Genomic DNA, 26,661 nt, shown 5'->3' with positions numbered 1-26,661 from the left:
GATAAATAAATAATTGAAAGTATCCTTATTTATCATTATCTTTGCAAGATGGAAAACCCTTTTTATAACGATATTTATGAAATCTTGCAGACGAAGGGCTGCGAAGGACTTCCCGTAGGCATCATCGCCAAACAGGTCTACAACCGTCACGCCGGACTGTTTAATACGGAACTGACATACGAAAGGGTTTATCAAAATGTACGCTTCTTTCTATGGGCACAGTCCTGCAAACCGTCGTCGCCTTTCATGGGAACGGCCAATCGCGGTTGGTATGCCTTGAAACCCAACGTCTGCCGACAGATGCGAATCGACTTCACCGAAAGCCCATCGGAAGAAGCCGTTGAATTTCCTGAAAAAGAAGAAAGAAGCATGGATTACCCGACTCTGTTCTAACAAACACACATCAGTACCACTCAATATTTGAACTGTAACTGCTTTGTTTTTTCCATTTCAGCACATCAGCCAACTCCGAAGCATTGGCTGAGAATGTGAAATTATAGGAAGTATAAGGACTCAACACCACGCTAGCCGACATGGAGAAACAGTGCAAATCACGTGATATTGAAGCCGTTGTCATGGACAAACGGTGATAGTTGAAGTCATATCCCGAGGAATAAGTCAGATTCCATCCGTCCGAAATACGGATGTTACCCGAAAAGTTCAGCGTATGGGTCAGCTTATAAGGGTAGCGCATCTTCTTTACCTTAATGCGTCCGCTTGTATTCTCCGACATCGTCACACCGTATGATACGGTAAAGGACCAAGGCAACTGGAATTTCAAATATCCGTCTTCGTCCACCTCGGCCTTCTGAGGCTCCTTTTTGGCTCCGGCCCGCTCCGATTTCTTACGGTCGGGATCTATGTTCGTGTCGCCCGCTTCCTCCTCGTCCGTCTCGCCATCTGTCCCTTCCACGGACTCCGCCCGGCCTTTTCCCCATCCGAAAAGTTTTCTGAACGTCTCGTTGTTGAACGTATAAGACAAGTTCTGCGACATGCCTTGGAAACGTCCAAAACGCCCGTACGACCATTCCGTACGGTCACCCACACGCACATTACCGTTTTCGTCGAACTCGTATGCATAAGTGGCAAACTGGGCATTCATGCTGAACGTATAGTTCCAAGGTGTCTTGATACGCACCCTCATCGACAAATCACTCCACGGTTGACGTTCGGCCGCCATGTTGTAGCTCAGGTTCGCTCCCAGTTCGTCAATAAGGCTGACTTTCCGTACCGAATCGTTCTTCGTACGAACCTTCATCTCTATGTTATTGGATATGTCCATCGACACGCTTCCGGTCTTCCCCCGCCCCGGCACACCATAGAGGCTACCGCTGTAAGGAGAATAACTCACCGTAGATACATTGCCGTCTTTATCCGTCTTCACGTACGACGCATAATAACCGTAACGGGACGTACCGAAATCCGGTGCATAATTAAAGCTTACGGTCGGCGTGAAGACATGGCGGATGGTCTGTATCTTCTTACCGAACAAAGGCGTGTAAAAACCGTAGAGTTTGGTCGTGGCCGATACGCTCATATCATAATTATACACGTTCTGGAATCCCCAAATCGTGTCGTTCACTTCCCGTTGGTTTTCTTCATCCCATCCTTTCATGACCTTATGCGTGTACATACGGTCGGTAAACCTGAATTCCGGCGTGATATTGATATAGTTGAACAAACTGAACGTCGCACTGATGGGCACGTTATGACGCATACCGTTACGCCAGTCTTTAATCAGATTGGACTTGAACAACAAGTCTTCTTTCGTATCTATGCTGTTGCTCAAGCTTCCGGTATAGCTTAAAGCAATCTTTTCGTACCACTTTTCTTTCCCCGCAGCCTTCTTGCGCTTGAAAGGATAGAAACGCGCCAAAGTAATATCAAGGCTCGGCAAAGTCATCGACAGGGAAGAGTCCTGGATGCTTTGCGACAAGTTGAAAGAACTGGAAAGCGTCAACCCTATCCGCTCGAAAGTCTTGGAATAAGCCACACTCGACGTACGCGTACTCTGCGTGTAGTTCTCCGGATTGTACATGCTCGTCAGATTGTTACGCTCGTAGTTAGAGGTTGCAAAATTCACACTGGCAGAGAAACTTTGTGAAGGATTAGCCTTGGCGTCCTGACGATGCGTCCATTGAATCTTGAAGCTAGTGGACTTCGAATAATCCGGCATGTTTTTCTCTCCTTCCACCGTATTTTGGTAGCTCAGGAAGAAATTACCATTGAAGCGGTAACGCTTACGGTAATTGGATTGCGTACTCAATCCCCACGACCCCTTGGTATAAATCTCTCCGATAAGTTTCAGGTCTATCATATCGCTGATGGCAAAATAATACCCACCATCACGCAAATAGAAACCACGGATACTTTCGTCACCGAACGTGGGCATGATGAACCCGGAAGAATACTTCTTACTGAAGGGAAAGAAACCGTAAGGAATGGCTAACGGCAAAGGTACATCCTCCACCACCAAATAGGCAGGACCGAATATGACATTCTTCCCCGGACGCATCTTGGCACGTGTCAATGCCAAATAAAAATGAGGATGTTTCGCGCTGCATGTCGTGTATTTGCCATGACGGATGTATGTCACGCCCTCAGCATCGCGTTTTGACTCTTCACTAATCATGAACCCATCCCCCTGCTTCGTGTAGACGTTATCAATAAATGCCTTGCGGGTCTTGAAATTGTAACTGATACGTTCCGGCTCATACTGGTCGCTTCCTTGCTTGAATACCGGTTGGTTCTGCACTTTTCCCGTGGAGTCGGGACGTCCTACGGCATGAACGATGCTGCTGTCCATGTTCATCGTAATCCAATCGGCCTGCAACTCCAGATTGGTATAATTTACTTTACTGTTACCATACAGGTTGGCATTTCCCAGTCCGGCCTCGAAGGTCACCGAATCGGATGCCGTATATTCCACAGGTTGGTCGAGCACCGACTTGCTCACTTTGGCGGTATCTTCCGCCACCGAATCAGCCTGTAAGCTGTCTGTGATCGCTGCCCCGATGCTATCCGGAATGGCAACCTTTCCCCTGACACTGTCAGGAAGATGCCCGGCACTGTCCGCCGCCAACTCACGCAAACCGGAGAGTACCGTATCTTTTAGTAAAGAATCCGCAGTTCCACTATTTTTTACCAAGCTATCGGACATCCCTCTTCCTATCTCAACGTAAGAAGACGAAAGCCCTTCGTTCAATCCGCCTTGCGCCAACATACAGAATGAACTACCCACCAAAAGGAATATAGCTATTTTTGTTTTCAACCGAATTCAGTCTTGTTCTAAACCAGTAAGCGGATGCAAAATTACATAAAATCCGCTTAATGCCCGAGATTTTCCGTAAAAAGTTCCATCCAATGCCTAAAACGCCGTGCCCCGTCCTCGCCATACTTGCTCACACTCTTCAACGCTTGTTCCGGTGTTTTTTCCCCGTCGGGATGGGATTTGGAATAAAATTTATCCGCATAACAGATGAGCTGTTCCTCCAAAGTCTCCGGATAATAATCCTGCACAGGTATAGGCAAACCCTGCGCTGCAATTTCTTCGCGCGAAAGCCCCGCACCGGTATGACGCTCGCACACCCTGGCGTGACGCGGAAACCCTTCCGCACGCAGCATCTCCGCCCCGAGATAACCGTGGCAAATATAAAGTGCGTCTCCCGTACATAAAATACCGGGAGCATGGGTGTGCAAAATGCCGATGTCATGTAACAAAGCAGCCTCCTCCAAGAATGCCTTATCCAAACCCAACTCCGGATGGAGTACTGCAATTTTCAGGCAACGGTCGGCCACCTGGCGGCTATGAATCCATAGAAGTTCCCTCAAACGGGGGGTATCAGCATAATATTTATCTATCAAGGCTATTGCATCCATTTTATTTCAGCTCGGATTGATCGCCACAAAAGTACGATAAAAAACAGTGTTTTCCTAAGAACTATCCTTAAAATACATAAAGGCGGACCCGGAACACTCTTGCCCAGGTCCACCCACCTTAACGCCAATCGTTTACGGAACGATTACTTTTTTCTTATATGTATTACCGTCTTTCGACGTCAGGCAAACCACATAGATTCCTCGCGGAAGGATGAAATCTTCAGAGACCTTCACCCCCTTGCGCCGCTCTACCACATATCCTTGCGTATGGTAAACCGAACAATCCCATCCTTCGGCCTGCGCCACACGGATATGCCCTTCCGACACCAAGACTTTGACGCCGGACTCTACCCATGAGATACGGGTCGGCACCAATTTATGGCACCACAAAGACAAGGTGTCCACACATGCGCCGTAAGCCAACGCATACAGTTTCCCGTTGGTTTCCGCCTCCATCTTCTGCTCCATCGCGCCTACGGACTGGCCTAAACGGTAAAGCCGTGTCCCGTTTTCGCCATAGATGTCCATCCGGCAAGGGGCATTCGCTCCCCAGACCAACGAGTCACCGGCCTGCGCCGTGACTTCGTAAGCATAAATCCGGCCAACACCGGGCTGCACGACCATGGCCGAATCACCGTAAACCAAGGAGCGGAAATCCAATGCCACCGGAACGTCATAGGCAAACGTATCGGTACGCGCCTCCGTCCAACGTCCGGAGGTATCGCCGAAACGCATGGCGAATACCACGTCGTCCGGGCAATAGGCAGTACATGTTTCCCAATCCACCGTGTAATCCTCCGGGATCTCATGCGGCACAACGCCCTCTACGTCCAGCCAGATATCATCCGCCGCAAAAGGATTGGCAGGGGTGACTTCCACCCGTGTGGTTTTTCCGTTGTTGAACCAATATTCATAGGCTTCTATACGGTTGTCGGCCAAAGAAGGTTCTGCCTTCACAAAATAACGGGAGAACGGCGCACTCCAACGCCCCGCCTCATCCCGGCTACGAAATGACACGCGATGAAGCCCGTAGGACAAATCCGACGTGGGAAACTCCAGTTCCACCATGCCTCCTTCGGCCGTGCCTTCCACCCGTGCGGCATAATCGCCGTCTATCCAGCACTCATAGCTCCGCAGGGTATTGGAAGAATAATCCGGCCCGAGACGTACAAAATTACGGGTCATTATCCCTGTCCAACGTCCTGCTTCGTCGGCAAAACGGAGCATAAGACGGTGCACGCCCGGCACCAAGCCTGATACGGGAAGCTCCAAATCGAGACGGCCGTCGACCAAAGCGGCCTCCGCCCATTCGCCACCGTCTATGGCATGTTCGCATGTGGCCATGCCGGTACCGTCATACGCTTTTCCCAAACGAAGGAAATAACGGCAAAACGGACTGCTCCAACGCCCCTGAGCGTCGCATGCACGGAAATGGAAACGGTGTATGCCCGGACGCAAATCCTCCACATCTATCTCTATCCCCACGCTTCCTTGTGTCTGCTCCACGTACGTACGCTGTGTGTCGTTCCCGTCTGTCCAGTATTCATAACCGGCCATCTGTGCGGCAGCGGAAGCAGGGAAAAGCGAAAGGGCGGGAAGTAACCAATGATAGATTTTCATACGCACTTCCATTTCCCGTTAGTCTTCGGTTTGTGCCTCTATCGTCACGCTCACTTTCAGCTTGCCGTCGGCGGCCACAGTCGTGTCGATATGGCTTTCTTTGATTTGGGGTATGGAAGGCGTAGGGTTGTAGGGATAAGGACCACCGTAAAGTCCGACCTGCATGCCGTCCGTCCCTACGTACTCTTCGGGATATTTCAGCTTGAATGTCTTCACGCCGTCCCATGCCATGTCGTTCATGCTTTCCTCGAAGATTCCGGCGAGCTTGCAATTCACCCAATTACCCGCACCTATTAGATTGTACGGAGTATTATCTATAAAAACACAATTATTAGCCACTACGCCACTCGAAATATTAGATGCCTTCACGATACTATTGCCTAATGAAAGCCCAACCAATTCATTTTGATACAAAGAATTTATCAATGAATGGTCAACATTTACGGTACAATACTCTTTAGGAAAATCTATAACCGCGACATAACTGCCACAAACATAAAAATTTTGATGGTTGCACCCATTACCTGCGCCGAATTGCACACCATCACAGACACTTTGCCGTAAAACAAAGTTCTCCGTACTGGATTCAAAAAGAAGAGGACGTTCAGAGCCGCTTAACTGACATTTCACAATCTGAAAATCCCGAATCACACCTGAGCTTTGAAATAATACATAAGAAAGCTTAAGACCTTCTAATCGGATTCCATCAACTTTTACACCTTCCTTCACCATTTCACCGTCATCATCCACTACATCCCGAGGTTTAAAATAAAGACCATCTTCAATAATTGTAGGATATATCCCGTTCTCCATGTCTGACACAAAACCATTCCCTACAACAGACAATGATTTTTGAAATTCATGATTAGAAAAAGAAAACACCCCCGCACTCAACGTCACCACGTCCCCGCTGTCCGCAGCAGCCGTGTAAGCTTCCTCCAAGGCCGTTTTACCGTAATACACACTCACCTCATCCCCGTGTTGAAGGGTTGCCATGAGGACATCCGTCCCTTGCTGCGCACGTCCCCAAAGAGCCGCGCCGCAAGCCATCATCAAGAGAAAAAATTTCTTCATATTCTCCATCTTTTTTATTGCGTCCGTCAGCCATCCACCGGACTGTTTACATTTATTACCAAGATTTAAAGAGGAGCGTGAGGCTGCTTGCCGGACTGCTTGCCACAATAGCGGAATCCCCATTCCGGTGAAAACGCAAACAGCCAAACAACAGCCTCACGCTTATGGATATACGTACCCACATCCCCCGACGAAACAGGGAATGCAAGCACGGGTATATACATGAAGCGTGAGCATCTGTTGTATCACTTTGCGTTCTCATTTAGAATTTGGGGATTTTCTATTGCGACAAAGTAATTTCCAAAAAGACGCTCTCTTCTATTCTACCATCCCGACACTACGGGACTTGATACAAAGATATGAAATTTATTTGAACACCACAAAAGAAAAACCGGAACTTTTTCTGCAAGCTTCCAAAAAGGGAAATGGGGAACTTACTTTTTGTCATTTTGTCCACCGTGTCCACTCGCGGTTTCCATATTCCGGTGTCCACCGCGCAGCAAACACAAACACGCGAATCTCGCGACTCATGCCATAACCCAAAAGACAGCTTTTCGCGGAAAAAGCGACAAAACGGCAGACATCCCCCTCCTCCTCCGGCAAGAAACCCGTCGGGCTGTAAGCCATAAAGCATCCCGTGCGGCACTTTGTCAACCCATGCTTGCACATCCGAAACGCCCAAATAGAGACAAAAAGTCCGTTTCTGGCCAGCTTTTCCCTTCCTACAACCCTCGAAAATATCGTTTTTACGAATTTTCACATTCAATCGGCTGAGATTCGTTTTTCGCTTTCAGCCGAACGATTTTTATTTCGGCACATAAAAATCATATTTTCTGCGGACATTTTACCGCAATCAAGTGGAAAGAATGGCATTTTTCTGCCGAAATCCATCCTATTTGCTCCTTTTCATGCAGAGCTAAAAGTCTAAAAAACACTAATTAAGTAGCAAAAAGATTCATTTTTACCTAATTTTGCCATCAAAATGATTTCAACATAACCCATAAATCCCCTCTGGAAATGCTCACATTCATCTCTTGCGCCAAAACGATGACGGAAAAAACGCCGACGGTTCTTCCCCCGGCCTCCTCTCCCCTGTTCATCGAAGAGGCACGCCACATCGCTTTGTCCATGACGGAATTCACAGCCGGGGAGCTGGCCGGCATGCTACATGTCAATCCTCAAATCGCGGCACGCACCGGCCTGCAATTCCGTGCGTTCCATGATGAAGGGACAATCGGACTTCCGGCCTTATCTGCCTACACGGGAATGGTGTTCAAGCACATCGCGCCACAAGATTTCACGACGGAAGACTGGACATACGCCCAAAGCCACCTGTTCATCACCTCGTTTCTCTACGGGTTGTTGCGACCGGCCGACCGCATCCGGAACTACCGGTTGGAAGGGCACGTAAAGCTGCCGGAAGAAGGCCACACACTGTTCGCCTATTGGCGCGCACGACTGACGGACACTTTCATTTCGACCATACGGCAACAAGGAGGCATATTGGTGAACCTGGCCAGTGCGGAAATGAAAAACTTGTTCGACTGGACACGCGTCACCCGGGAAGTGCGGGTGGTTACCCCGGATTTTTATACTTACAAAGGCGGACGGTTGTCCACCGTAGTGGTCTATGCCAAGATGTGCCGGGGCGAAATGACCCGTTTCATCCTGAAGAACCGTATTGAAAATCCCGAAGATTTGAAAACCTTCGAATGGGAAGGCTACCGTTTCAATCCCCATGAAAGCCACGACGACCATTGGGTTTTCACGCCCGGAACATAACCATGTGCCCGCATCTCCCGGCAAAGCCCGTTCCACCCTTCACGAGGCCATAAAGAACACGCCCGCCGGAATCCTGTCCGACGGGCGCACTTATCAACACATTTTATCGAGATCAAGCCTCACGGCAAGCCTTCACGGCCTCAACCAGACGCTCGAAATCTTCAGGATATACGTCGCCGATGTTCCCGATGCGGAAAGTGTCGGCCTGGGAAATCTTGCCCGGATATATCACGAAGCCTTTCGCTTTCAACTCGGCATAGAAAGCCTTGAAGTCGAAGTCCTTCTCAGGATAAAGGAACGAAGTGATGACCGGCGACTGCACGGCTGCCGGCAACAATGCCTTGAAGCCGAGCGACTCCATGCCCTTTACCAATACTTCGTGGTTCTTGCAGTAACGGGCGTAACGGGCTGCCACTCCCCCTTCGACCTTCAGCTCTTCCATGGCTTCCTTGAAGGCGCGTACCACGTGGGTAGGCGAGGTGAAACGCCACTTGCCATGACCTTTTTCCATCGTCTCCCACTGGTCGTAGATGTCGAGCGACAAAGAACGCGACACGCCCTTGCAAGCCTTCAGTTCACTGCGGCGGGCGATGATAAAGCCGAAACCGGGCACGCCCTGGATACATTTGTTCGCACTGCTGATGAGGAAATCGATGCCGAGTTCCTGCACATCCAAAGGCACACCGCCGAAACTGCTCATCGCATCCACAATCAGTTTCTTGCCATGCGCCTTGACCACACGGGCCAAATCGGGCAGCGGGTTCAGGATACCCGTAGTCGTCTCGCAGTGCACGAAAGCCACGTGGGTCACATCGCCGTGGCGCGACAGGTTCTTCTCCACCACTTCGGGGTCTACCTGCATGGTCTCCTCGAAAGCCACCATGTCGTAGGCAATGCCGTGGCGGTCGGCAATGACTCCCATGCGGTTGCCGTAAGCACCGTTGCTGAAGATAAGCAGCTTGTCACCCGGCTTGAGGGCACTGCCCAACACGGCTTCCACACAATAGGTACCGCTACCCTGCATCAGCACGGAAGTGTACTCTTCCGGATGTTTCGTGGCCATCTCCACTAGCGATTTCCGGATTTCTTCCACGATTCCCACGTTATAATCTTCATCCCAAGTGCACCAGTCACTCAGCATGGCTTCTTTTACGGTTTCTGAAGTGGTCAACGGACCAGGCGTCAACAAAAGATAAGGTCTCATATTCTTGTTTTTTTTAATGTATTAATTCATTTTTTGGTTTATAGTCTCGATTACTGCCGGAAGTTCCGTAATGTCGTCCACCACATAGTGGGCACCGGCTTCCAACATGCGGCGGCGCACTTCGGCCTTGCGTGCGTCCAATTCATCGGCCGACATGGCAGCCACTTCCTCCTGCGTGAGGGCCAGTTCGTTGCTTCCCATGACCACACCCACGGTCCACACTTTGGCGTTCACTCCTTCTTTGATGTCAGCTATCGTATCTCCGTACTTCAACACGCAATCCACCGACGGTACGGCCAAATCTATCATATTCCGGTAGACCATATAAGGATAAGGACGTCCGGCAGGCAGATGGTCCGAAGTCACGCAGTTGTCCACTTTGTAACCGGCCTTTTCCGCCGCCGGAATCACGATGTCCATCATCTTGTTGGTATATCCGGTGGTGGAAGCTATCTTGATATCGGCCCTGCGCAATGCCTCTACGGTATCCACCACGCCGGGTATCGGTTCGGAATAATTCTCCAAGGTATCAAACAACACGCGCTGAAAAGCCTCGTAACGGGCCTGCACGTCCTCATCGGTGTAGTCGCGACCGTACTTCTCGCGGAATGCAGCCTTGACCCGGTCGATGTTGAACAGGGCACGGATTTCCTCAATCTTGGTTAGCCCCATGTAAGCACGGGTCTCCGCAGCCGTCACCGGCACGCCGATCTCGTTGAAACTCTCGATGAAAGCCGCCACGGGGGCAAAGCAACCGTAATCCACAGCCGTACCGGCCCAATCTAAAATGATGCACTCAATTTTTTTCATGTTTCTATGTTTGAACTAAATGGTTTATCTGTTTTTAATCACTTCCGGGGAAAGGGCATACTCCTCGCCCTCGCAAGGGAACGGCGCAGAGGGAGCATAGACGAAATTCTTCGGGCCACGGTGGCGTTCCCGGCGGTAACGCCATACGATGTAAGCCGCAGAGCAGGCAAAGGACACACTGCAAATGATGCCCACATAACTGCACGCAAAGTTATAAAATTGCAACCAGTCGACATCGGGATTGAAACATTCCTTGAACACCAGAACCAACACCGTACCCATATAACCGATGAAATCCAACGTAATAATGAAGAAACCCACGTTGCCTTTTATCCTGAAACAAGCGATGAAACGCTCGAAGAAGAGAGTCTGGAAACTCAAATAGACGGTATAGAGGCACAGGCTCTGCAGGAAAAGCCAAAGCGTGACGGGCAAATTCCAAGCCTCGTAATGGAAGGCCACACTGCTCAACACGGCACAGCCGCAAGTAACCAAGGCCAACAAAAGGCAGAGAACCTTGACGTTGCTCTTCACCATCGACATGGCCGCGAACAGTACGAGAATCACCAAAGTGACCGTAGCGTCGATTTGGGCAAAAGCCCACGAAGACAACCCTGCCGCCTTCACATCGATGATTTTCACGAGGAAGTCTTCTTTAAGGTCTTGCAACACGGTAATGAACAGGTTGGCAAAGAAGAGCATCAACAACACGGGCATGAAGCTCTTGAATAGGGCCGAACGTCCCTTGCGGTCGAGAGCCACACGCTCCGTGCGCAATTCCATGTCGGCCTTCGTAGGATGCGGAAGCCGGGTCATCGCCCATCCCAACAAGGAAAGCAACGGGAAAGCGAACGCACCGATGAACGCGGGCATCCAGAATTCGCTGACATGAAGCCCGTCCATCACGAAAAGCCCCAACGACTTGGCCGTACCGGAACTGATGGCGATACTCAAACCCATCAGGCTGGCCAATAAGTCCGTCACCCTCCGGCCTTCCAAGAAGCTGAATATCACTCCCCACATGCAACCCAACGACAACCCGTTGAAGAACAGGGCAAAGACATTATAAGGACGGGGCAACGCTCCGAACAACACCAAAGACAATTCGGCCACAGCCACAGAGACGATAATGAACTTCAGCCTGTTCTCTTTTTTCATCTCCGAAATCACCTTGATTCCGATGAGTTTGGAGAGGAAATAACCCGCAATCTGCACGATGCTCGTGGCCGTCTTATAGTCCATTCCGAAAAAGTCAATCCCGTCGAACGTGGCTGCCGTGAAAGGCTTGCGAAGTGCATATACCAATGAATAAGACAACAAAGCCGCACCACCTGCCCACAAGATGAACAACACATCCGAGAGAGTCTTTTTCTGATTTGCCTTCAATTCCATAATCTCCATTTTTCTATCGTTTCTTGGTTTTCGACGGCAAAGTTATCATGTATTCCTAAACGGAAAAATGAAATTCTATTATTAATAACTTTCATGAAATCAACGAATTGTTATGTAACATTAATGAAACATTCATGCAACGGAACTATAACATGAATGTATTTACTTTGCAGTCGGTAATACAATATAAAAGGTATAATGAACGAACTTTTTGAAATTTACAAACGCATAGAATACTTAAGAAACAACGGAGTGAAGATGAAAGAAATCGCCGACCATACGCAAATGGCGGCCAGTGTGCTCTCTTCGCTCTACTCCAGCGTACTGCCGACCTTTATCGGCGAAGTAAAGAAAGGCATTGCCGAGGAAGAAGCTTTGGACTATGCCCTCTCGCAAGTGAACAACGTATCCAAGAAACGGCTGCTCGGGAATCTGGAAGACATGAAAGAAAGGCTTTTTGAACTGGAACCGCCACAAGGCGGAGAAAAGAGAAAAAGCCCTTTTTGGGACATGATGGCCAGAGAATCGCAGGTTTCCGCGCAGGAAGCCTATAATTACAGCGGCATTTATATCAGCTACAGTCTCTCGTCGGCTGCCGATGCCCTGAAAGTGGAGCCTTACCTCATCACGGCTTCCGAAAACAACGAATACGTACGGGTGGTGCACATGAGTGCCTACAATACCACCCATTCCGGCGTGGGGCTATTCAACAATCACACGAGTTCCTACATCCTGTTCAACGAACGTGAGAGCCCGGAACTGGCTCTTTTTACCATCTACCTGCAACTCCCCATGTATGACTTTCCCAAAATGCTGAAGGGGCTTTACCTCTGTCTCGACTACAACCGTAACCCGATTGCACGCCGGATTCTCTTCGTCAAGCATTCCGACAGCACGGACATGGACGATTTCTTGGCGCTGAAAGGCGAAATCATTCCCAAAGAACAAATACCGGACGACCTCCTACCTTATTATAATTATACGTGTCAACCGGGAGATTTCATCAAGACCAGTACCGTCCCGTCCCCGTCATTGGATACCCAAGACTTGGAACGGGAAAAAAAGATGCTGGAACTCTGAAAAACAAAAGCCGCGCTTCTGCCTCCGACGGACAAAAGCGCGGCTTCTTCTATCTTATATCTTATTTATACTCCTGCCAACTCTTTATCTGGATCTGTTCCATATCCATCTGGCAGAACGCCTCGATGAACGCCTTGGCCAAACGGGCATTCGTCATCAACGGTATGTTGTGGTCGATGGCGTCGCGACGGATACGGTAACCGTTCGTCAGTTCACGCTTGGTCTGATCCTTAGGGATATTGACAATCAAATCGAACTTATGTTGGGCTATCATCGTCAACACGTTGTTCTCGGCAGCCGTATGCTCGTCGGGCCAGTGCACGGCTATCGCTTTCACGCCGTTGTCATTCAAGAAACGGGCCGTGCCCTCCGTGGCATAGATGTCATATCCCTTGGCGGCCAACATGCGGCTAGGTTCCAAAAGGTCTACCTTGGACTGTACCGCGCCGGACGAAAGCATCACCGCCTTCTTCGGCACACTGTAGCCCGTAGCAATCAAGGCATTCAGCAAAGCCTCATTGAAATCGTCCCCCAAACAACCGACTTCTCCGGTGGAAGACATGTCCACGCCCAACACGGGGTCGGCATTCTGCAAACGGGCGAACGAGAACTGCGAAGCTTTCACGCCGATACGGTCGATGTCGAACACCGACTTGTCGGGACGGTCGTACGGTGCATCCAACATGATACGTGTGGCGGTCTCGATGAAGTTGCGCTTCAACACCTTCGACACGAAGGGGAAACTGCGGGACGCACGGAGGTTGCATTCGATGACCTTGATTTGGTTCCCCTTAGCCAAATACTGGATATTGAAAGGACCGGAAATGTTCAGCTCACGGGCAATGCGGCTACTGATTTTCTTGATGGCACGCATGGTCGAAAAATACAAGTGCTGGGCCGGGAACACCAATGTGGCGTCGCCCGAATGCACACCGGCATATTCGATATGTTCCGAGATGGCGTATTCCACCACTTCCCCGTTCTGTGCCACGGCATCGAACTCCACTTCTTTCGTCTCCTGCATGAATTGGGACACCACTACCGGGTATTCTTTCGACACTTCACGGGCCATTTCCAAGAAACGGGTCAACTGTTCCTCATTGTGGCATACGTTCATGGCCGCACCGGAAAGCACGTACGACGGACGAACCAATACGGGATAACCCACCTTGTCGATGAAAGCCTTCATGTCGTCCAAGCTAGTCAGCTCCTGCCAAGCCGGTTGGTCGATGCCGAGGCGGTCGAGCATGGCCGAGAACTTGTTGCGGTTCTCCGCACGGTCGATAGACACAGGGGACGTGCCCAGGATGTGTACCGACTGGCGATGGAGTTTCATGGCCAAGTTGTTCGGTATCTGTCCGCCCACGGACACGATGACACCGCCCGGTTGCTCCAAGTCGATCACGTCGAGCACACGCTCGAAAGACAACTCGTCGAAGTAGAGACGGTCGCACATGTCGTAGTCCGTCGAAACCGTCTCGGGATTATAATTGATCATGATGGACTTGTAGCCCAACTTGCGTGCGGTCTGTACCGCGTTGACGGAACACCAGTCGAATTCCACGGAAGAACCGATACGGTAAGCGCCGGAACCCAACACGATGACTGACTTGTCATTCTTGTAATAATTGACATCGTAGCCATCCGTGCCGTATGTCATGTAGAGGTAGTTCGTCAGTTCCGGATGTTCGGATGCCACCGTGTTGATGCGCTTCACAGCCGGTAAGATGCCCAGTTGCTTACGGTACTGGCGCACCTGCAGGTTCTCCTTCTCCATGTTGGTACCTTTCGATTTAAGTACGAAACGTGCAATCTGGAAATCGGAGAAGCCCAACCGCTTGGCCTCACGCAATAACTCAGGAGTAACGGACTCCAACGTATCATGTCCCTCCAGTTCTTTTTTCATATCGACAATGTTCTTCAACTTGCCGATGAACCACGGGTCTATCTTCGTCAATTCATAAATACGCTGTATGGTATACCCTTCTTCCAAAGCTTGTGCCATGGCAAAAATACGCAAATCCGTCGGGTTGGAAAGTTCTTCGTCCAGTTGGTCGAAATGCACGTGGTCATTGCCCACAAAACCGTGCATCCCCTGGCCTATCATACGCAAACCTTTTTGGATAATCTCTTCGAACGAGCGGCCGATGGACATGATTTCGCCTACTGATTTCATGCTCGAACCGATGTGACGCGACACGCCCTCGAATTTCGTCAAGTCCCAACGTGGTATCTTGCAAATCAGGTAGTCCAACGAAGGAGCCACGTATGCTGAGTTGGGCGTGCCCATCTCGCCTATCTGGTCCAACGTATATCCCAAGGCAATCTTGGCCGCCACAAAGGCCAACGGATAACCGGTGGCCTTGGAAGCCAACGCCGAAGAACGGCTCAAGCGGGCATTTACTTCGATGACACGGTAATCGTTCGTCTCGGCATTGAAAGCATATTGGATGTTGCATTCGCCTACGATGCCTAAATGGCGGATACATTTCTTAGACAAATCCTGCAACATCGTCACTTGTTCTTCCGTCAGCGAACAAGTCGGTGCCACTACGATGGACTCGCCCGTATGGATGCCCAACGGGTCGAAGTTTTCCATACTGGCTACGGTGAAACAATGGTCGTTCGCATCGCGGATGACCTCGAACTCGATTTCTTTCCAACCTTTCAAGGATTCTTCCACCAAGACCTGCGGTGCGAAGGTAAAAGCACTGCCGGCCAATTCGATGAAACGTTCCTCGTCCGGACAGATGCCGCTACCCAAACCACCTAATGCGTAAGCCGAACGAATCATGACCGGGTAACCGATCTCACGTGCTGCGGCCAAGGCGTCTTCCATATTCTCTACAGCCTTGCTGACAGGAGTCTTCATCGGGATTTCGTCGAGTTTCTTCACGAAAAGGTCACGGTCTTCCGTGTACATGATGGCTTCCACTGAAGTCCCCAACACTTCTACGCCGTATTCCTCCAGCACTCCGTTACGGTACAGTTCCGTTCCACAGTTCAACGCCGTCTGGCCTCCGAATGCCAGCAAAATGCCGTCGGGACGTTCTTTTTTAATGATTTCCGTCACAAAATAAGGAGTGACCGGCAAGAAATAGACCTCATCGGCAATTCCTTCGGAAGTTTGAATGGTAGCGATGTTAGGGTTAACCAACACAGAACGGACACCTTCTTCGCGCAATGCTTTCAGTGCCTGCGAACCGGAATAATCGAATTCACCGGCCTGACCGATTTTCAACGCTCCGGAACCCAAAACCAAGACCTTTTTGAATTGTTTCTTCATCCTCTTTTCAGAATTATAGTTGTTTTACAATCACACGCTTTCAGAAGCCCTGCTTTACACAGAATCCCAAAATTGGGGCAAAATTAAGCATTCTATTTTTTTTCTCCCAGAAATTCACGGGAAAATATCGGCAAAGGGGGCAAAAATCAACGTTTCCGCTCCAACTCTTGCAAGTTCTCCAATTTTCTCTGTTCCAAAAACTCATAAATGCCACACAGGTGCTCACGCACCTTTCCATGACCAAATTCGTACACTTTACTAACCAATCCGTCCAAGAAGTCCCGGTCGTGGCTCACCACAATCAGCGTGCCGTCAAACGCCACCAAGGCTTGCTTCAAAATGTCTTTCGTCTTCAGGTCCAAATGGTTGGTAGGTTCGTCCAATATCAACAGGTTGACCGGGTTAAGCAGGAGTTTGAGCAACGCCAGACGTGTACGTTCTCCCCCCGAGAGCACCTTCACCTTCTTGGTGCTTTCCTCTCCTCCGAACATGAAAGCCCCCAACAAATCGCGTATCTTCGTGCGGATTTCCCCTTGGGCCACATCGTCTATCGTCTGGAACACCGTCAGTTCTCCGTCTAACAACGAAGCCTGATTCTGGGCAAAATAACCGATTTGGACATTATGTCCCAACGTCAGCGTGCCTTCGTGCTCTATCTCACCCATGATGCATTTCACCAGAGTGGACTTACCCTCACCGTTACGTCCTACAAAAGCAATCTTGTTGCCCCGCTCTACCGTCAGGTTGACACCACCGAACACACGGTGGTCACCGTAACACTTACCCACATCCTCCATCGTCACCGGGTAGTTCCCGCTACGGGGCGAAGGCGGAAACTTCAGCCTCAAAGCCGACGTATCTTCCTCGTCCACCTCGATAATCTGCAACTTTTCCAACATCTTCACACGGCTCTGCACCTGCAACGTTTTACTGTACGTGCCCTTGAAACGCTCGATATAGTCTTTGGTTTCCTGAATCATCTTCTGTTGCTCTTCATACTGTTTCATTTGCTGTTCGCGCCGTTCCTTACGAAGTTCCAGGTATTTGCTGTAATTGACTTTGTAATCGTAGATACGCCCCATCGTGACTTCTATCGTACGCGTCGTGATATTGTCCACAAACTTGCGGTCGTGACTGATAACCACTACGGCACGGGCACTCTCCGTCAGGAACTGCTCCAACCACTGTATGCTCTCGATGTCCAAATGGTTGGTCGGCTCGTCCAACAGCAGCACGTCAGGATCCTGCAACAACAATTTGGCCAACTCGATGCGCATGCGCCAACCTCCGCTGAAATCACTCGTGGGACGCGTAAAGTCCGAACGCTCGAATCCTAATCCCAACAAGGCTTTTTCCACATCTTCCTCGAAATGGGTCAGGTCGATGGCATAGAACTTCTCGCTCATCGTGGCCACCTTCTCTATCAAAGCCATATAATCCTCGCTCTCATAGTCCGTACGGATGGCCAGCTCTTGGTTCATGGCTTCTATTTCCTTTTCCATCTCCTTCAAATGGGAAAAGGCCATCGAAGCCTCTTCGAATACCGTACGCCCGTCTTCCGTCATCAAGTGCTGTGGCAAATAGGCTATCACACAATCCTTAGGAGCCGTGACACGCCCTCTCGTCGGTTGCCGCACCCCGGCCAATATTTTCAACAATGTACTCTTCCCTGCCCCGTTTTTTCCCATCAGGGCAATACGGTCCTTCTCGTTAATCTGAAAAGAAATATCACTAAACAAAGTCGTTCCGCCGAATTCCACGGCCAGTCCGTCTACAGATACCATAAATTATTTTTGAATATGAATAAAAGCTTTCAATCTCTTCCGCTATGCGTAATCAGCATACGGATTTTCCGGTTCAAATCGTCGCACCCCATCAATTCCTCTATCGTCAGGTGCATACGGTAATGCCAGTAGTTTCGCGGATTGGAAGGTACATTAATACGTTCAAAATCCGCATCGGGATAACGCAACCGTTCGTCTATCGACATCCAGTCCTGCCACGAAATCAGACAGAGCATCGAAGGAGAATAAAGATGACGTGCCACCACTTCTTCGCACAACCAACCGGGTATGGAAGCCGGAGCCTCCCCGTCTTTCTGCAACACCTCGTTGAAATATTGTTGCGTGCGCACGGCATCCTCTTCCCACCATCCGCGAAGGGTGGGCATATCATGGGTAAATATAGTGGCCACACTCCGGTAAGGATTTTCCTCCAACCGTCCGAACTTCAGCCCGAACTTCTTGGGCATGGTTTGAATCTCAAGCGTCAGGATGCGCAAGTCATCCATCACCCAAGGGACGCATGCCGGCACCATGCCCAAATCTTCGGCACACACCAACATTTGAGTCGCTTCCACCAAAACGGGCAGTTTACGCATGGCCTGCCCGTACCAGAACTCGTTGTGCCGATGGTAGTAATAATCCTCGTATAAGGCATCGAAAGCCCGTTTCTCTTCCTCGCTCAATGTCTGGTACAGATAATCGCACCGAGCCGAAATACGCGGATGATATTTGTCCGGCAGCTTCGGGTCGGGAATGAAGAGCACATTGCTGATGAGCGCGTATAACCCCTCGCGCAAAGCCACATCTTCGGGCGAAGTCTTCCCGGCAAAAGCCGCTTCCACCTTGCGTTGAGTGTCATACTCGGGCTTCATCGCATACCAGTCCATGCCCAAAGCGTCCAGATAAACGGCCTTCACTTCCTCGGCACGTTCACCGAACAGTTTATCCAATACCCAATCACTGATATTGGGATGTGTAAAATAATTTTTCCGGAACCGAAGCCCATAGCTCTCAATCTCTTCCACACTCATCGGAAGCGAAGGAGAGAAATGCCCCAATAAACCATGTACCGAATCGGACGGAATCTCCCATATCCGGAAGAATCCCAACACGTGGTCGATACGATAGGCATTGAAATACTCGGCCATCTTACGGAAACGACGCACCCACCAACTGCAACCGTCCTCGAGCATGACTTCCCAATTATAAGTAGGAAAGCCCCAGTTCTGGCCGTTGACCGAAAAATCATCGGGCGGCGCACCGGCCTGACCGTCCAAGTTAAAGTAGTACGGCTCCACCCAAGCCTCCACACTGTTGCGACTGATGCCGATGGGGATGTCCCCCTTCAGGATAATTCCCTTCGCACGGGCATAATCGGAAGCCGCCAACAACTGTTCATGCAAGCAGAACTGTACATAATAGTAGTAAGAAACTTCCTCATAGGCCGGAGCGGACGGACGGCAAAAGGCACGTATGTCTTCCCTCCTGTATTCCGCATACTCCGGCCATGCGTGGAAATCGGCCGTCCCGAAACGGTCGCGCAACACGCAAAACGCCGCATAGGGCACCAACCAATCTTCGTTACGCTTGAAAAAAGCCGTATAGCGTCCGGAGGACAGCATTTCTTTACCCTCACGACGGAACACGGCATGCAGGTACTCTTGCTTCAAGGCACTTACCGCCTCGTAGTCCACTTGGGGCAAAGCATTCAAAGCAGCCCGACGCTCTTCGTATTCCGCCATTTCCTTTTCGTCCGCAAGCTTCGGCAACTGGCGCAGGTCGACATACTGGGGATGGAGCGCATAAATGGAAATACTATTATATGGATAAGAGTCCATCCAATTCTTATGGATAGTCGTATCGTACACGGGCAACAGCTGGATGACGCGCATCCCGGTAAGCACCGTCCAATCGACCATGGTTTTCAGGTCGCCGAAATCCCCCACCCCGCAACTGCCTTCGCTGCGCAATGAAAAAACGGGTATGACCACACCGGCCGCTTTCCAACGGTTTCCCCGAATCCGCAACGGAGGATCCGAGATAACGGCCACTTCGTCTTTTGCCACCCCGCTTATCGGCAGCACACGGTTTTCTCCGCCTTCCCACGCCACGAAATCGCCCGTCTTCGCATCAATGACGACATATTTATATTCCAAGGGAAAAGTGACACCGGCCGCACTCAAGGTCACACTCCACTCGTACAGCCCCGTCTCTTTCATGCGGAACGCAAAATTCGGATTCCACTCCCCCAGTGCCGGTTGGTTCCCAAGGAGAGCCAACGCCTGCCCTTCCTCAAGCTGAGGAGCACTCACCTTCAACATCAATGTACTGTTGAAATACGGCAATTCTTCCGTCTCGGCCGTATGCGGACGGACACACTGCGTAAAAGCGGATGTATAAAGGTGGGACAAGAGGGGGACATCCTGCCAGTTGTCCCGGAACAAATAAGTTTGGGTAACGTCGACCCTGAAATGGCGAGGTATGAAGCCCCATTCCGTCCGGAACTTACGGCCTTCCTTATATATACTATAATGATAATAAAAAGACCGGATGCGTCCGTCAGTAATGAGCACTTCTCCCGTCCATCTGTGGCCATCACGGGTTTCCAACGGATAAGTCTGTGTCTGGGTACGTCCCTTTGCATCGACCAACGTCAAGGACACCCTGACGTCTTCCCCCCAATGCGTCAGATATTCTATCGAGAAATGCAGTTTCATAAACTTGTGGGTTTGCTCTTTAAAAGTATTCGTACAAAGATAAGGGATGAAGGGCGTAGAACAAAATAAAACCGACCCTTTTTACGTCACGAATTGGTGATTTTGCATCAAAAAAACACTTCCAACGGCCTTTTTCCCAAATACATACAATGAACCGTAACACGAACCATTAAATTTGTGCGTCATTTAAACATATTTTGATTTTATGAAACACAACCTATTGAAAGACCTATTCACCGTCCTTGCCTTGACGGCGGCTGCCAACCTGACGGCTGCGGATTGGGTTCGGAAAAAAGCTCCCATCATGAGCGAGTGGGGTGAAAAAATCAACCCCGACAAAGTATGGACCGAATATCCGCGTCCACAAATGGAACGCAGCGAGTGGATGTCGCTCAACGGCCCTTGGGATTACTGCAAGAAGAAGTCGGCAGACCTCAGTTACAACCTGCCGCCTACGGAGTTTAACCAAAAGATATTGGTTCCCTTTCCCATAGAATCGGCCCTGTCCGGCATCATGGATACGAATTTCGAAGAAAACGCCCGGTCTACTTTCGTATACCAACGTACGTTCAAACTTCCCAAAGCCTATAAAGGCCGGCACATCCTGCTCCATTTCGGGGCGGTGGACTGGAAATGTGCCGTGTACGTCAACGGACAAAAAGCCGGGAGCCACAGCGGCGGCAACGACCCGTTCTCCATGGACATCACAAAGTTGCTCCGCGACGGGGAGGAACAGGAAATACAAGTAACCGTCACAGACCCCACGACCCACGGCGGGCAACCGTTGGGCAAGCAAACCCTCAAACCGGGCGGATGCTTCTACACCCCGGTAACGGGCATCTGGCAGACTGTATGGATTGAACCGGTCTCCCCTGCGCATATCAGCCGCTACGATGTGACGTCAGACATCGATGCAGGCACCATTTCGCTCACAATCACGTCGGACTGCACGTCCGCCACGGCCGACATCATCGTCAAAGATGGTCAAAAAACGGTAGCCAAACTCACCGGAATGTCCGTCAACGCGCCCCACACGCTCAGCATACCGGAAGCCAAACTGTGGTCGCCCGGCTCCCCCCACCTTTACGACCTGGACATCAGCCTGCATCATGACGGCATGCAGACCGACAGGGTGAAAGGATACTTCGGCATGCGTAAAATCAGCCGGGGTATGGTGGACGGACATCCCTGCATGCTATTGAACAACAAACCGTTGTACCAATTCGGTGTGCTCGACCAAGGATGGTGGCCGGACGGCCTGCTTACTCCTCCTTCAGACGAAGGGATGCGCTACGACATAGAAGCCGTACAATCGTTGGGCATGAACATGATACGCAAGCATATCAAGGTAGAACCTGCACGCTGGTATTATTACTATGACAAAATGGGTATGCTCGTATGGCAGGACATGCCTAGCAAGAACTTCGACGAAAACGGCAGCATCGGCAGCCAGGACTTCATCCGGCAGAACTTCTACGATGAGTGTACACGCGTCGTCAACACGCTGAAAAACCATCCTTGCATCGTCGTATGGGTAGCCTACAACGAGGGATGGGGACAATACGCTTCAGGCAACGACGTCCACACACGCCGGGGTGTGGAAGCCATCCGCAACACCGATAGCACACGACTAATCGACGCAGCAAGCGGATGGGTGGACTTCGAGGTGGGCGACATCATCGACCAACACAGCTATCCCGTGCCTTCGCTCCAAAGCAATCCGCTCAACGAACGGGTAGCCGTATGCGGAGAATACGGGGGCATCACCCTCAAAGTGGACGGGCACCTGTGGAAAGGCAACGACATGGAATACACTTCCGTGCCGGACAGCAAGGCTTTGGCCGAAAGGTTCAACGCCTATACCGTCGCCTTGCAAGGTTTACAGGAACAAGGCCTTTGGGCATCCGTATATACGCAGACGAGCGACGTGGAACAAGAACTGAACGGACTGCTTACTTACGACCGCAAGGTGTTCAAGATAGCCCCGGAGGAACGGGCTTCCGTACGCGAAGAGATCCTGCGCACCATACACAACCGCTCACGCCAGACAGTAGTGGTCGGTGCTGCGGATACATCGTCCGACGAGGCGTGGAGTTATACCACCGTCACGCCGTCCGGCGATTGGTACGCCCCATCGTTCGACGACAGCCAGTGGGACAAAGGAGAAGCCGGTTTCGGTGCCGGTAGCCCGCCCAACACTTTCGTGCGGAGCGCATGGAACACATCCGACATCTACATACGCCGCCACTTCTCCATCGGCAACCTTTCGCAGGAACAAATCAATGCCTTGCAACTATGGCTCTACCAAGATGACGACTGCGAAGTCTATCTCAACGGAGTCAAAGCATACGAAGTCAAAGGATATACCACACGCTACGTGGCGCAACCCATCGCCCCGGAAGCGTTGGCCACACTGAAACCGAACAGCGACAATGTCATGGCCATCCATGCCCACCAAGGCCACGGAGGGCAATACATCGACGCGGGCCTGCGCTACACAGAATACATCCCTGTAGAGGAATATACCGTCGTCCCCATACCCGGACGGCAAGCCATGCCGGAGGTCAAGGCCACCGACAGCGTGTACCTCATGTCTTATTTCAAAGCTAGCGCACAACATTTGTTCTATGCCTACAGCCGCGACGGGAAGACATGGACGGACATCAACGGCAGCCGCCCCGTTTTCAATGCTTACGACGACGGCGTCTGGCTGCGCGACCCTTATTTGCACCGTGTCACGCACAATGGTAAAACCAAATTCCATCTCGTACATACCTGGGGATGGGACCATCCCGCCCTGTTCCACTGGGAGTCCGACGACCTCATCCACTGGACAGCCGCCAACGGCGGTACACGTACCGACGACGGGAAAATCATGCTAATGGACGGGCACGACGGCGGCCCCGTATCGCCCAACGCCTGGGCACCGGAATTCACTTACGACGAACAGACCGGCACGTTCTACCTCTATTGGTCCTCCCGCATCGGCGACCGGCAGGTGCATCATTACTGTACCACGAAAGACTGGCTCACCTTCTCCACTCCGGCTGTCTACTTCGACCCAGGCTTCACAGCCATCGACATGACCATCCTGAAAGAAGGGGGCACATACTATGCCTACTATAAGGACGAACGGAACGGAGAGAAGACCATCCGTTGTGCCACATCGAAAAGCCTCGACCCGCACGTGCAGCGCTTCGAAGGTTCCACTCCGTTACTGCCATCACGCTACATAGAAGTCGAAGGTCCGGAAGTCTTTCCGGTGATAGGCGGGAAAGGGTGGTTCCTCTATTTCGACAAGTTCAATGGCGACCGGGGAGTAAGCTATACGGGCTGTACCGACCCGTCCCAACACAAATGGTATCCTATATCCGATGACGAAATCCGGAACCCCACGGAAGTGAAACACGGCAGTGTGGAAATCATTTCTACCACCGAACTGGAAAAACTTCTGGAACATTTCAAATAAGCCGCCCCCCTGACAGTCCCGCTCCTTTCCGGAAAAGAAGCGGGGCTTTTCATTTCCAATCTAAAAAAACAGGCATTTTATTTGCTTTTTTGGGTACAATGGCTTACCTTTGTCATATAGAAAAAAGAGCCGCATCGGTTAGATTGGGATACTCATCAATTTATTTCAGAAAACCGAGAATGCTTCGCTCACTAATGGCGGGCCACGCCTTCGGGTAGCTTAATTGCCGGTGGATTACAAAGGTGACGGGCGCTCAAATCTTGTTAGCTCGGAGTTTTCATCACATCATCGGTGCGGCTTTTACCATAAAGGGGACACTTTTCAAAAGGCGTCCCCTATTTTTTGCCCATACCATATTCGGCTTTGACACTTTGACAAAAAAGAAAAAGTCATGTCCTCCTGAATCGCATATTTGAATCCATAACCCAGCCTAAAGGAAAGTACGCGATTCTCGCCACAGTATGCCCAAGACGACATGTCACCTCCGGATCCTCATTCCCTTACGTTATGACAGGCGTTCTTCTTCCATACGCCGCATGTTTCCCTATTTGCGTAAGCCTAAAACACTTCTATATGTACATTTTGTTTTTTCATTTTCATCCCCACAAAGCGCCCGTTTAGAGAAGAAACAGCAACCGAAGCTGGATTTTTGACGCATTTCCGCAAAGATTTCCGGCTATTTGCAGTCAGTTCCGCACCAACATGCGGAGAAATAAATTGTATACAACTGCAAACGAAAAATCAATCTCAGCCAAACGATTTGAATATATGCAAAAAAAACGTATGAACAAGGCGATTTTTGAATAACCATGCAATAAAACCACGCCAAATCATTCTGTTTCCCCAAAATCCCGTCTACTGGAAACGCTTGAAAATCTGACTTTTTGAAAGAAAAAAATGGTATTAAGAAAGACACTTTGATAGTAACCTTTCCATAAAAAATCGACAGTTCCACCCATTGCCGTTTCTACCTAATCCGTCGAAAGGACTGAACACCGCAAGTGCGTCCTACCCTATTTCCGCATATAGGCATGCCTCATTTTTTACAGGCTTTTCTCCGGTCTTCCATAATCGCATCCCTATTTTCCAAAGCCCATGCTATCAGCGCATTGACATGCGGAAGCAAAGTGTATGCCCGTGCAGTCAGCGCATACTCTACCCTTGGAGGAACTTCGGGATACACTGTACGGGTGACATAGCCGTCATCTTCCAATGTCCTCAAGGTAACCGTTAGCATCTTTTGTGATATGTCGGGGATTTCACGCTGCAACTCTTTGAAACGTACGGCTTCCTTACCTGCCTTGTCTAACGTATATATGACCAAAAGAGACCATTTGTCGCAAAGTCTGGCCAAAATATTCCGTATTGGACAGTTCGGAAACACGGCATCTTCTATCGTTGTCCTATACATAATATAATGTATTTCTGTTTACTCTACAAAAGTAATCAAATTCCCTTCAAGCAGCAAGAAACTTTTTTAGAAGTATTCTTTATCGGCAAGTGTCTCATATCCAACAATAGTTACTTTCACGTAAGTAACTGATGGACAAGAACCTACTTGCATAGCCCATAATCTCTTTCTAATTTTGCAGCATAAAAGGAATGAGAATACTTATAAGTAAGTAATAAACAATCAGACACGCATTAAAAATCAAAAGCAATGAAAAAAGTACTATTCATTTTATTCAATTTTTTAACAATTATAGCTATGGCACAGAGCAAAGGACGTTTCGAGGTACATGACCTCGGCAATTACAAACTGCATGTATATTACACCAACGACACGTTGGGTGATGCAAGTTACATCGTTGAGGGCAAAGATGCCCTCGTGACCATGGAACAACCACTGTTCAAGGACAATGTGGCTGAATTTGGCACTTATCTTTCCAAGTTGGAAAAGCCCGTGGAGAAACGCATCACGGACTATCATGTGGGAGGAACAGGAAAGCATGACGTGGTAATGGCCCAAGGTATGCCCGAATTCACGAAAGGCGCAGTGTACGGAGGCATGATGAAAGGTTTTGCACAGGCGTTCGGGGATGCCCTGACAGACATGCCCACAGGCAAGGTTACGGAAGTAGCTTTCGGCGCAACAAAGACTTGGGCAGGAGTAACTTTCGAGTTCCGTCACGGTGCCGCATCGGATTTCCCAGGTGCAAGCATTCTGATAGGAAACAAAGCGTATTACACTCATTGGACTCCGGCAAAAGCACATATCAGCCATTTACAAGTGTCTTCCCCGGCTGCCATTGACGCTGAAATCACAGAGGCCGAAAACTCGTTGGCTTCAGGTGCGACGCTGTTCATCGGCGGACATGGCGGTGCTGCCACACGCGATGCGGTAGAGTTCAAGATTGCTTACCTGAAAAAGGCGAAAAAGCTGCTTGAGGAAAACAAGACGGCACAGGCTTTCGTAGATGCCATGAAACAAGCCTATCCCGGTCTGCCCGGAGAAACGGGGTTGGAAGATTTAGGCAAAGCCTTATATCAATAAAGGTATATGAAGCAATATTTTAAGGAGTTGACGAATCGTTGCAAAGGTCCTTGAGGAAGCCATGACATCG

At 50.1% G+C, this 26,661-nt stretch carries 17 protein-coding genes; 5 read left to right on the top strand and 12 right to left on the bottom strand.

Going from position 1 to position 26,661, the window contains the following annotated elements; all coding sequences use genetic code 11:
• The first annotated feature begins 48 nt into the window (after positions 1–48).
• The gene (locus AC5RDV_RS10815; RefSeq protein WP_008624600.1) at positions 49–393 is read left to right on the top strand and encodes a hypothetical protein; all 345 of its coding nucleotides are present in this window, start codon (positions 49–51) and stop codon (positions 391–393) included.
• Positions 394–403: 10 nt separating this feature from the next.
• On the opposite strand, the gene AC5RDV_RS10810 is transcribed toward AC5RDV_RS10815, so the two are convergent.
• The 5 genes from AC5RDV_RS10810 to AC5RDV_RS10790 form a co-directional block, all read right to left on the bottom strand.
• Entirely contained in the window at positions 404–3,223 is a 2,820-nt protein-coding gene (locus AC5RDV_RS10810; RefSeq protein WP_282746852.1) for a putative LPS assembly protein LptD, read from the bottom strand.
• Positions 3,224–3,327: 104 nt separating this feature from the next.
• A complete protein-coding gene (locus AC5RDV_RS10805) occupies positions 3,328–3,879 on the bottom strand; it encodes an HDIG domain-containing metalloprotein (RefSeq protein ID WP_282746811.1) in 552 nt (183 codons plus the stop codon).
• 132 nt (positions 3,880–4,011) lie between these two features.
• Positions 4,012–5,499, bottom strand: coding sequence for a hypothetical protein (locus AC5RDV_RS10800; protein ID WP_282746813.1), 1,488 nt, complete (start codon positions 5,497–5,499; stop codon positions 4,012–4,014).
• A gap of 18 nt (positions 5,500–5,517) precedes the next feature.
• Positions 5,518–6,573, bottom strand: a complete 1,056-nt coding sequence (locus AC5RDV_RS10795; protein WP_232038347.1) for a hypothetical protein — start codon at positions 6,571–6,573, stop codon at positions 5,518–5,520.
• 444 nt (positions 6,574–7,017) lie between these two features.
• The gene (locus AC5RDV_RS10790; RefSeq protein WP_172604659.1) at positions 7,018–7,200 is read right to left on the bottom strand and encodes a hypothetical protein; all 183 of its coding nucleotides are present in this window, start codon (positions 7,198–7,200) and stop codon (positions 7,018–7,020) included.
• Between the two features lie 390 nt (positions 7,201–7,590).
• Here AC5RDV_RS10790 and AC5RDV_RS10785 point away from each other — a divergent pair, with 390 nt between their 5' ends.
• Positions 7,591–8,355 carry a YaaA family protein gene (locus tag AC5RDV_RS10785; protein ID WP_130893164.1) on the top strand — a complete coding sequence of 255 codons (765 nt, stop codon included), beginning with the start codon at positions 7,591–7,593 and terminating at the stop codon, positions 8,353–8,355.
• A gap of 112 nt (positions 8,356–8,467) precedes the next feature.
• Here the strand turns inward: AC5RDV_RS10785 and AC5RDV_RS10780 are convergent, their stop codons facing one another.
• Genes AC5RDV_RS10780 through AC5RDV_RS10770 form a run of 3 tightly spaced genes read right to left on the bottom strand, consistent with a single transcriptional unit; the run spans position 8,468 to position 11,770 of the window.
• Positions 8,468–9,559: a 2-aminoethylphosphonate--pyruvate transaminase gene (locus AC5RDV_RS10780; protein ID WP_282746816.1), complete on the bottom strand. Its 1,092-nt coding sequence runs from the start codon at positions 9,557–9,559 to the stop codon at positions 8,468–8,470.
• A gap of 21 nt (positions 9,560–9,580) precedes the next feature.
• Positions 9,581–10,369: a phosphonoacetaldehyde hydrolase gene (gene phnX, locus AC5RDV_RS10775; protein ID WP_282746817.1), complete on the bottom strand. Its 789-nt coding sequence runs from the start codon at positions 10,367–10,369 to the stop codon at positions 9,581–9,583.
• 24 nt (positions 10,370–10,393) lie between these two features.
• Positions 10,394–11,770 (bottom strand): DUF5690 family protein, encoded by a 1,377-nt coding sequence (locus AC5RDV_RS10770; RefSeq protein WP_282746818.1) that lies wholly within the window; start codon positions 11,768–11,770, stop codon positions 10,394–10,396.
• A 189-nt stretch (positions 11,771–11,959) separates the two neighbouring features.
• On the opposite strand from AC5RDV_RS10770, the gene AC5RDV_RS10765 reads away from it, so the two are divergent.
• Positions 11,960–12,841 carry a hypothetical protein gene (locus AC5RDV_RS10765; RefSeq protein ID WP_282746820.1) on the top strand — a complete coding sequence of 294 codons (882 nt, stop codon included), beginning with the start codon at positions 11,960–11,962 and terminating at the stop codon, positions 12,839–12,841.
• 61 nt (positions 12,842–12,902) lie between these two features.
• On the opposite strand, the gene carB is transcribed toward AC5RDV_RS10765, so the two are convergent.
• From carB to AC5RDV_RS10750, 3 genes are all read right to left on the bottom strand, one after another.
• The gene (gene carB / locus AC5RDV_RS10760; protein ID WP_130893168.1) at positions 12,903–16,127 is read right to left on the bottom strand and encodes a carbamoyl-phosphate synthase (glutamine-hydrolyzing) large subunit; all 3,225 of its coding nucleotides are present in this window, start codon (positions 16,125–16,127) and stop codon (positions 12,903–12,905) included.
• 146 nt (positions 16,128–16,273) lie between these two features.
• On the bottom strand, positions 16,274–17,911 hold the full coding sequence (locus AC5RDV_RS10755; RefSeq protein ID WP_130893169.1) for an ABC-F family ATP-binding cassette domain-containing protein: 1,638 nt from the start codon (positions 17,909–17,911) through the stop codon (positions 16,274–16,276).
• 29 nt (positions 17,912–17,940) lie between these two features.
• Positions 17,941–20,628, bottom strand: a complete 2,688-nt coding sequence (locus AC5RDV_RS10750; RefSeq protein WP_282746823.1) for a 4-alpha-glucanotransferase — start codon at positions 20,626–20,628, stop codon at positions 17,941–17,943.
• 205 nt (positions 20,629–20,833) lie between these two features.
• On the opposite strand from AC5RDV_RS10750, the gene AC5RDV_RS10745 reads away from it, so the two are divergent.
• The gene (locus tag AC5RDV_RS10745; protein WP_282746824.1) at positions 20,834–24,097 is read left to right on the top strand and encodes a sugar-binding domain-containing protein; all 3,264 of its coding nucleotides are present in this window, start codon (positions 20,834–20,836) and stop codon (positions 24,095–24,097) included.
• Positions 24,098–25,133: 1,036 nt separating this feature from the next.
• Here the strand turns inward: AC5RDV_RS10745 and AC5RDV_RS10740 are convergent.
• The gene (locus AC5RDV_RS10740) at positions 25,134–25,508 is read right to left on the bottom strand and encodes a winged helix-turn-helix transcriptional regulator (RefSeq protein WP_008624554.1); all 375 of its coding nucleotides are present in this window, start codon (positions 25,506–25,508) and stop codon (positions 25,134–25,136) included.
• Positions 25,509–25,757: 249 nt separating this feature from the next.
• Here AC5RDV_RS10740 and AC5RDV_RS10735 point away from each other — a divergent pair, with 249 nt between their 5' ends.
• Positions 25,758–26,591 carry a hypothetical protein gene (locus AC5RDV_RS10735; protein WP_282746827.1) on the top strand — a complete coding sequence of 278 codons (834 nt, stop codon included), beginning with the start codon at positions 25,758–25,760 and terminating at the stop codon, positions 26,589–26,591.
• The last annotated feature ends 70 nt before the right edge of the window (positions 26,592–26,661 follow it).

The sequence above is a fragment of the Paraprevotella sp. genome, from assembly GCF_986071375.1.
Note: the sequence above shows the minus strand (reverse complement) of the source record. Positions and strands in the feature narration are given on the sequence as shown.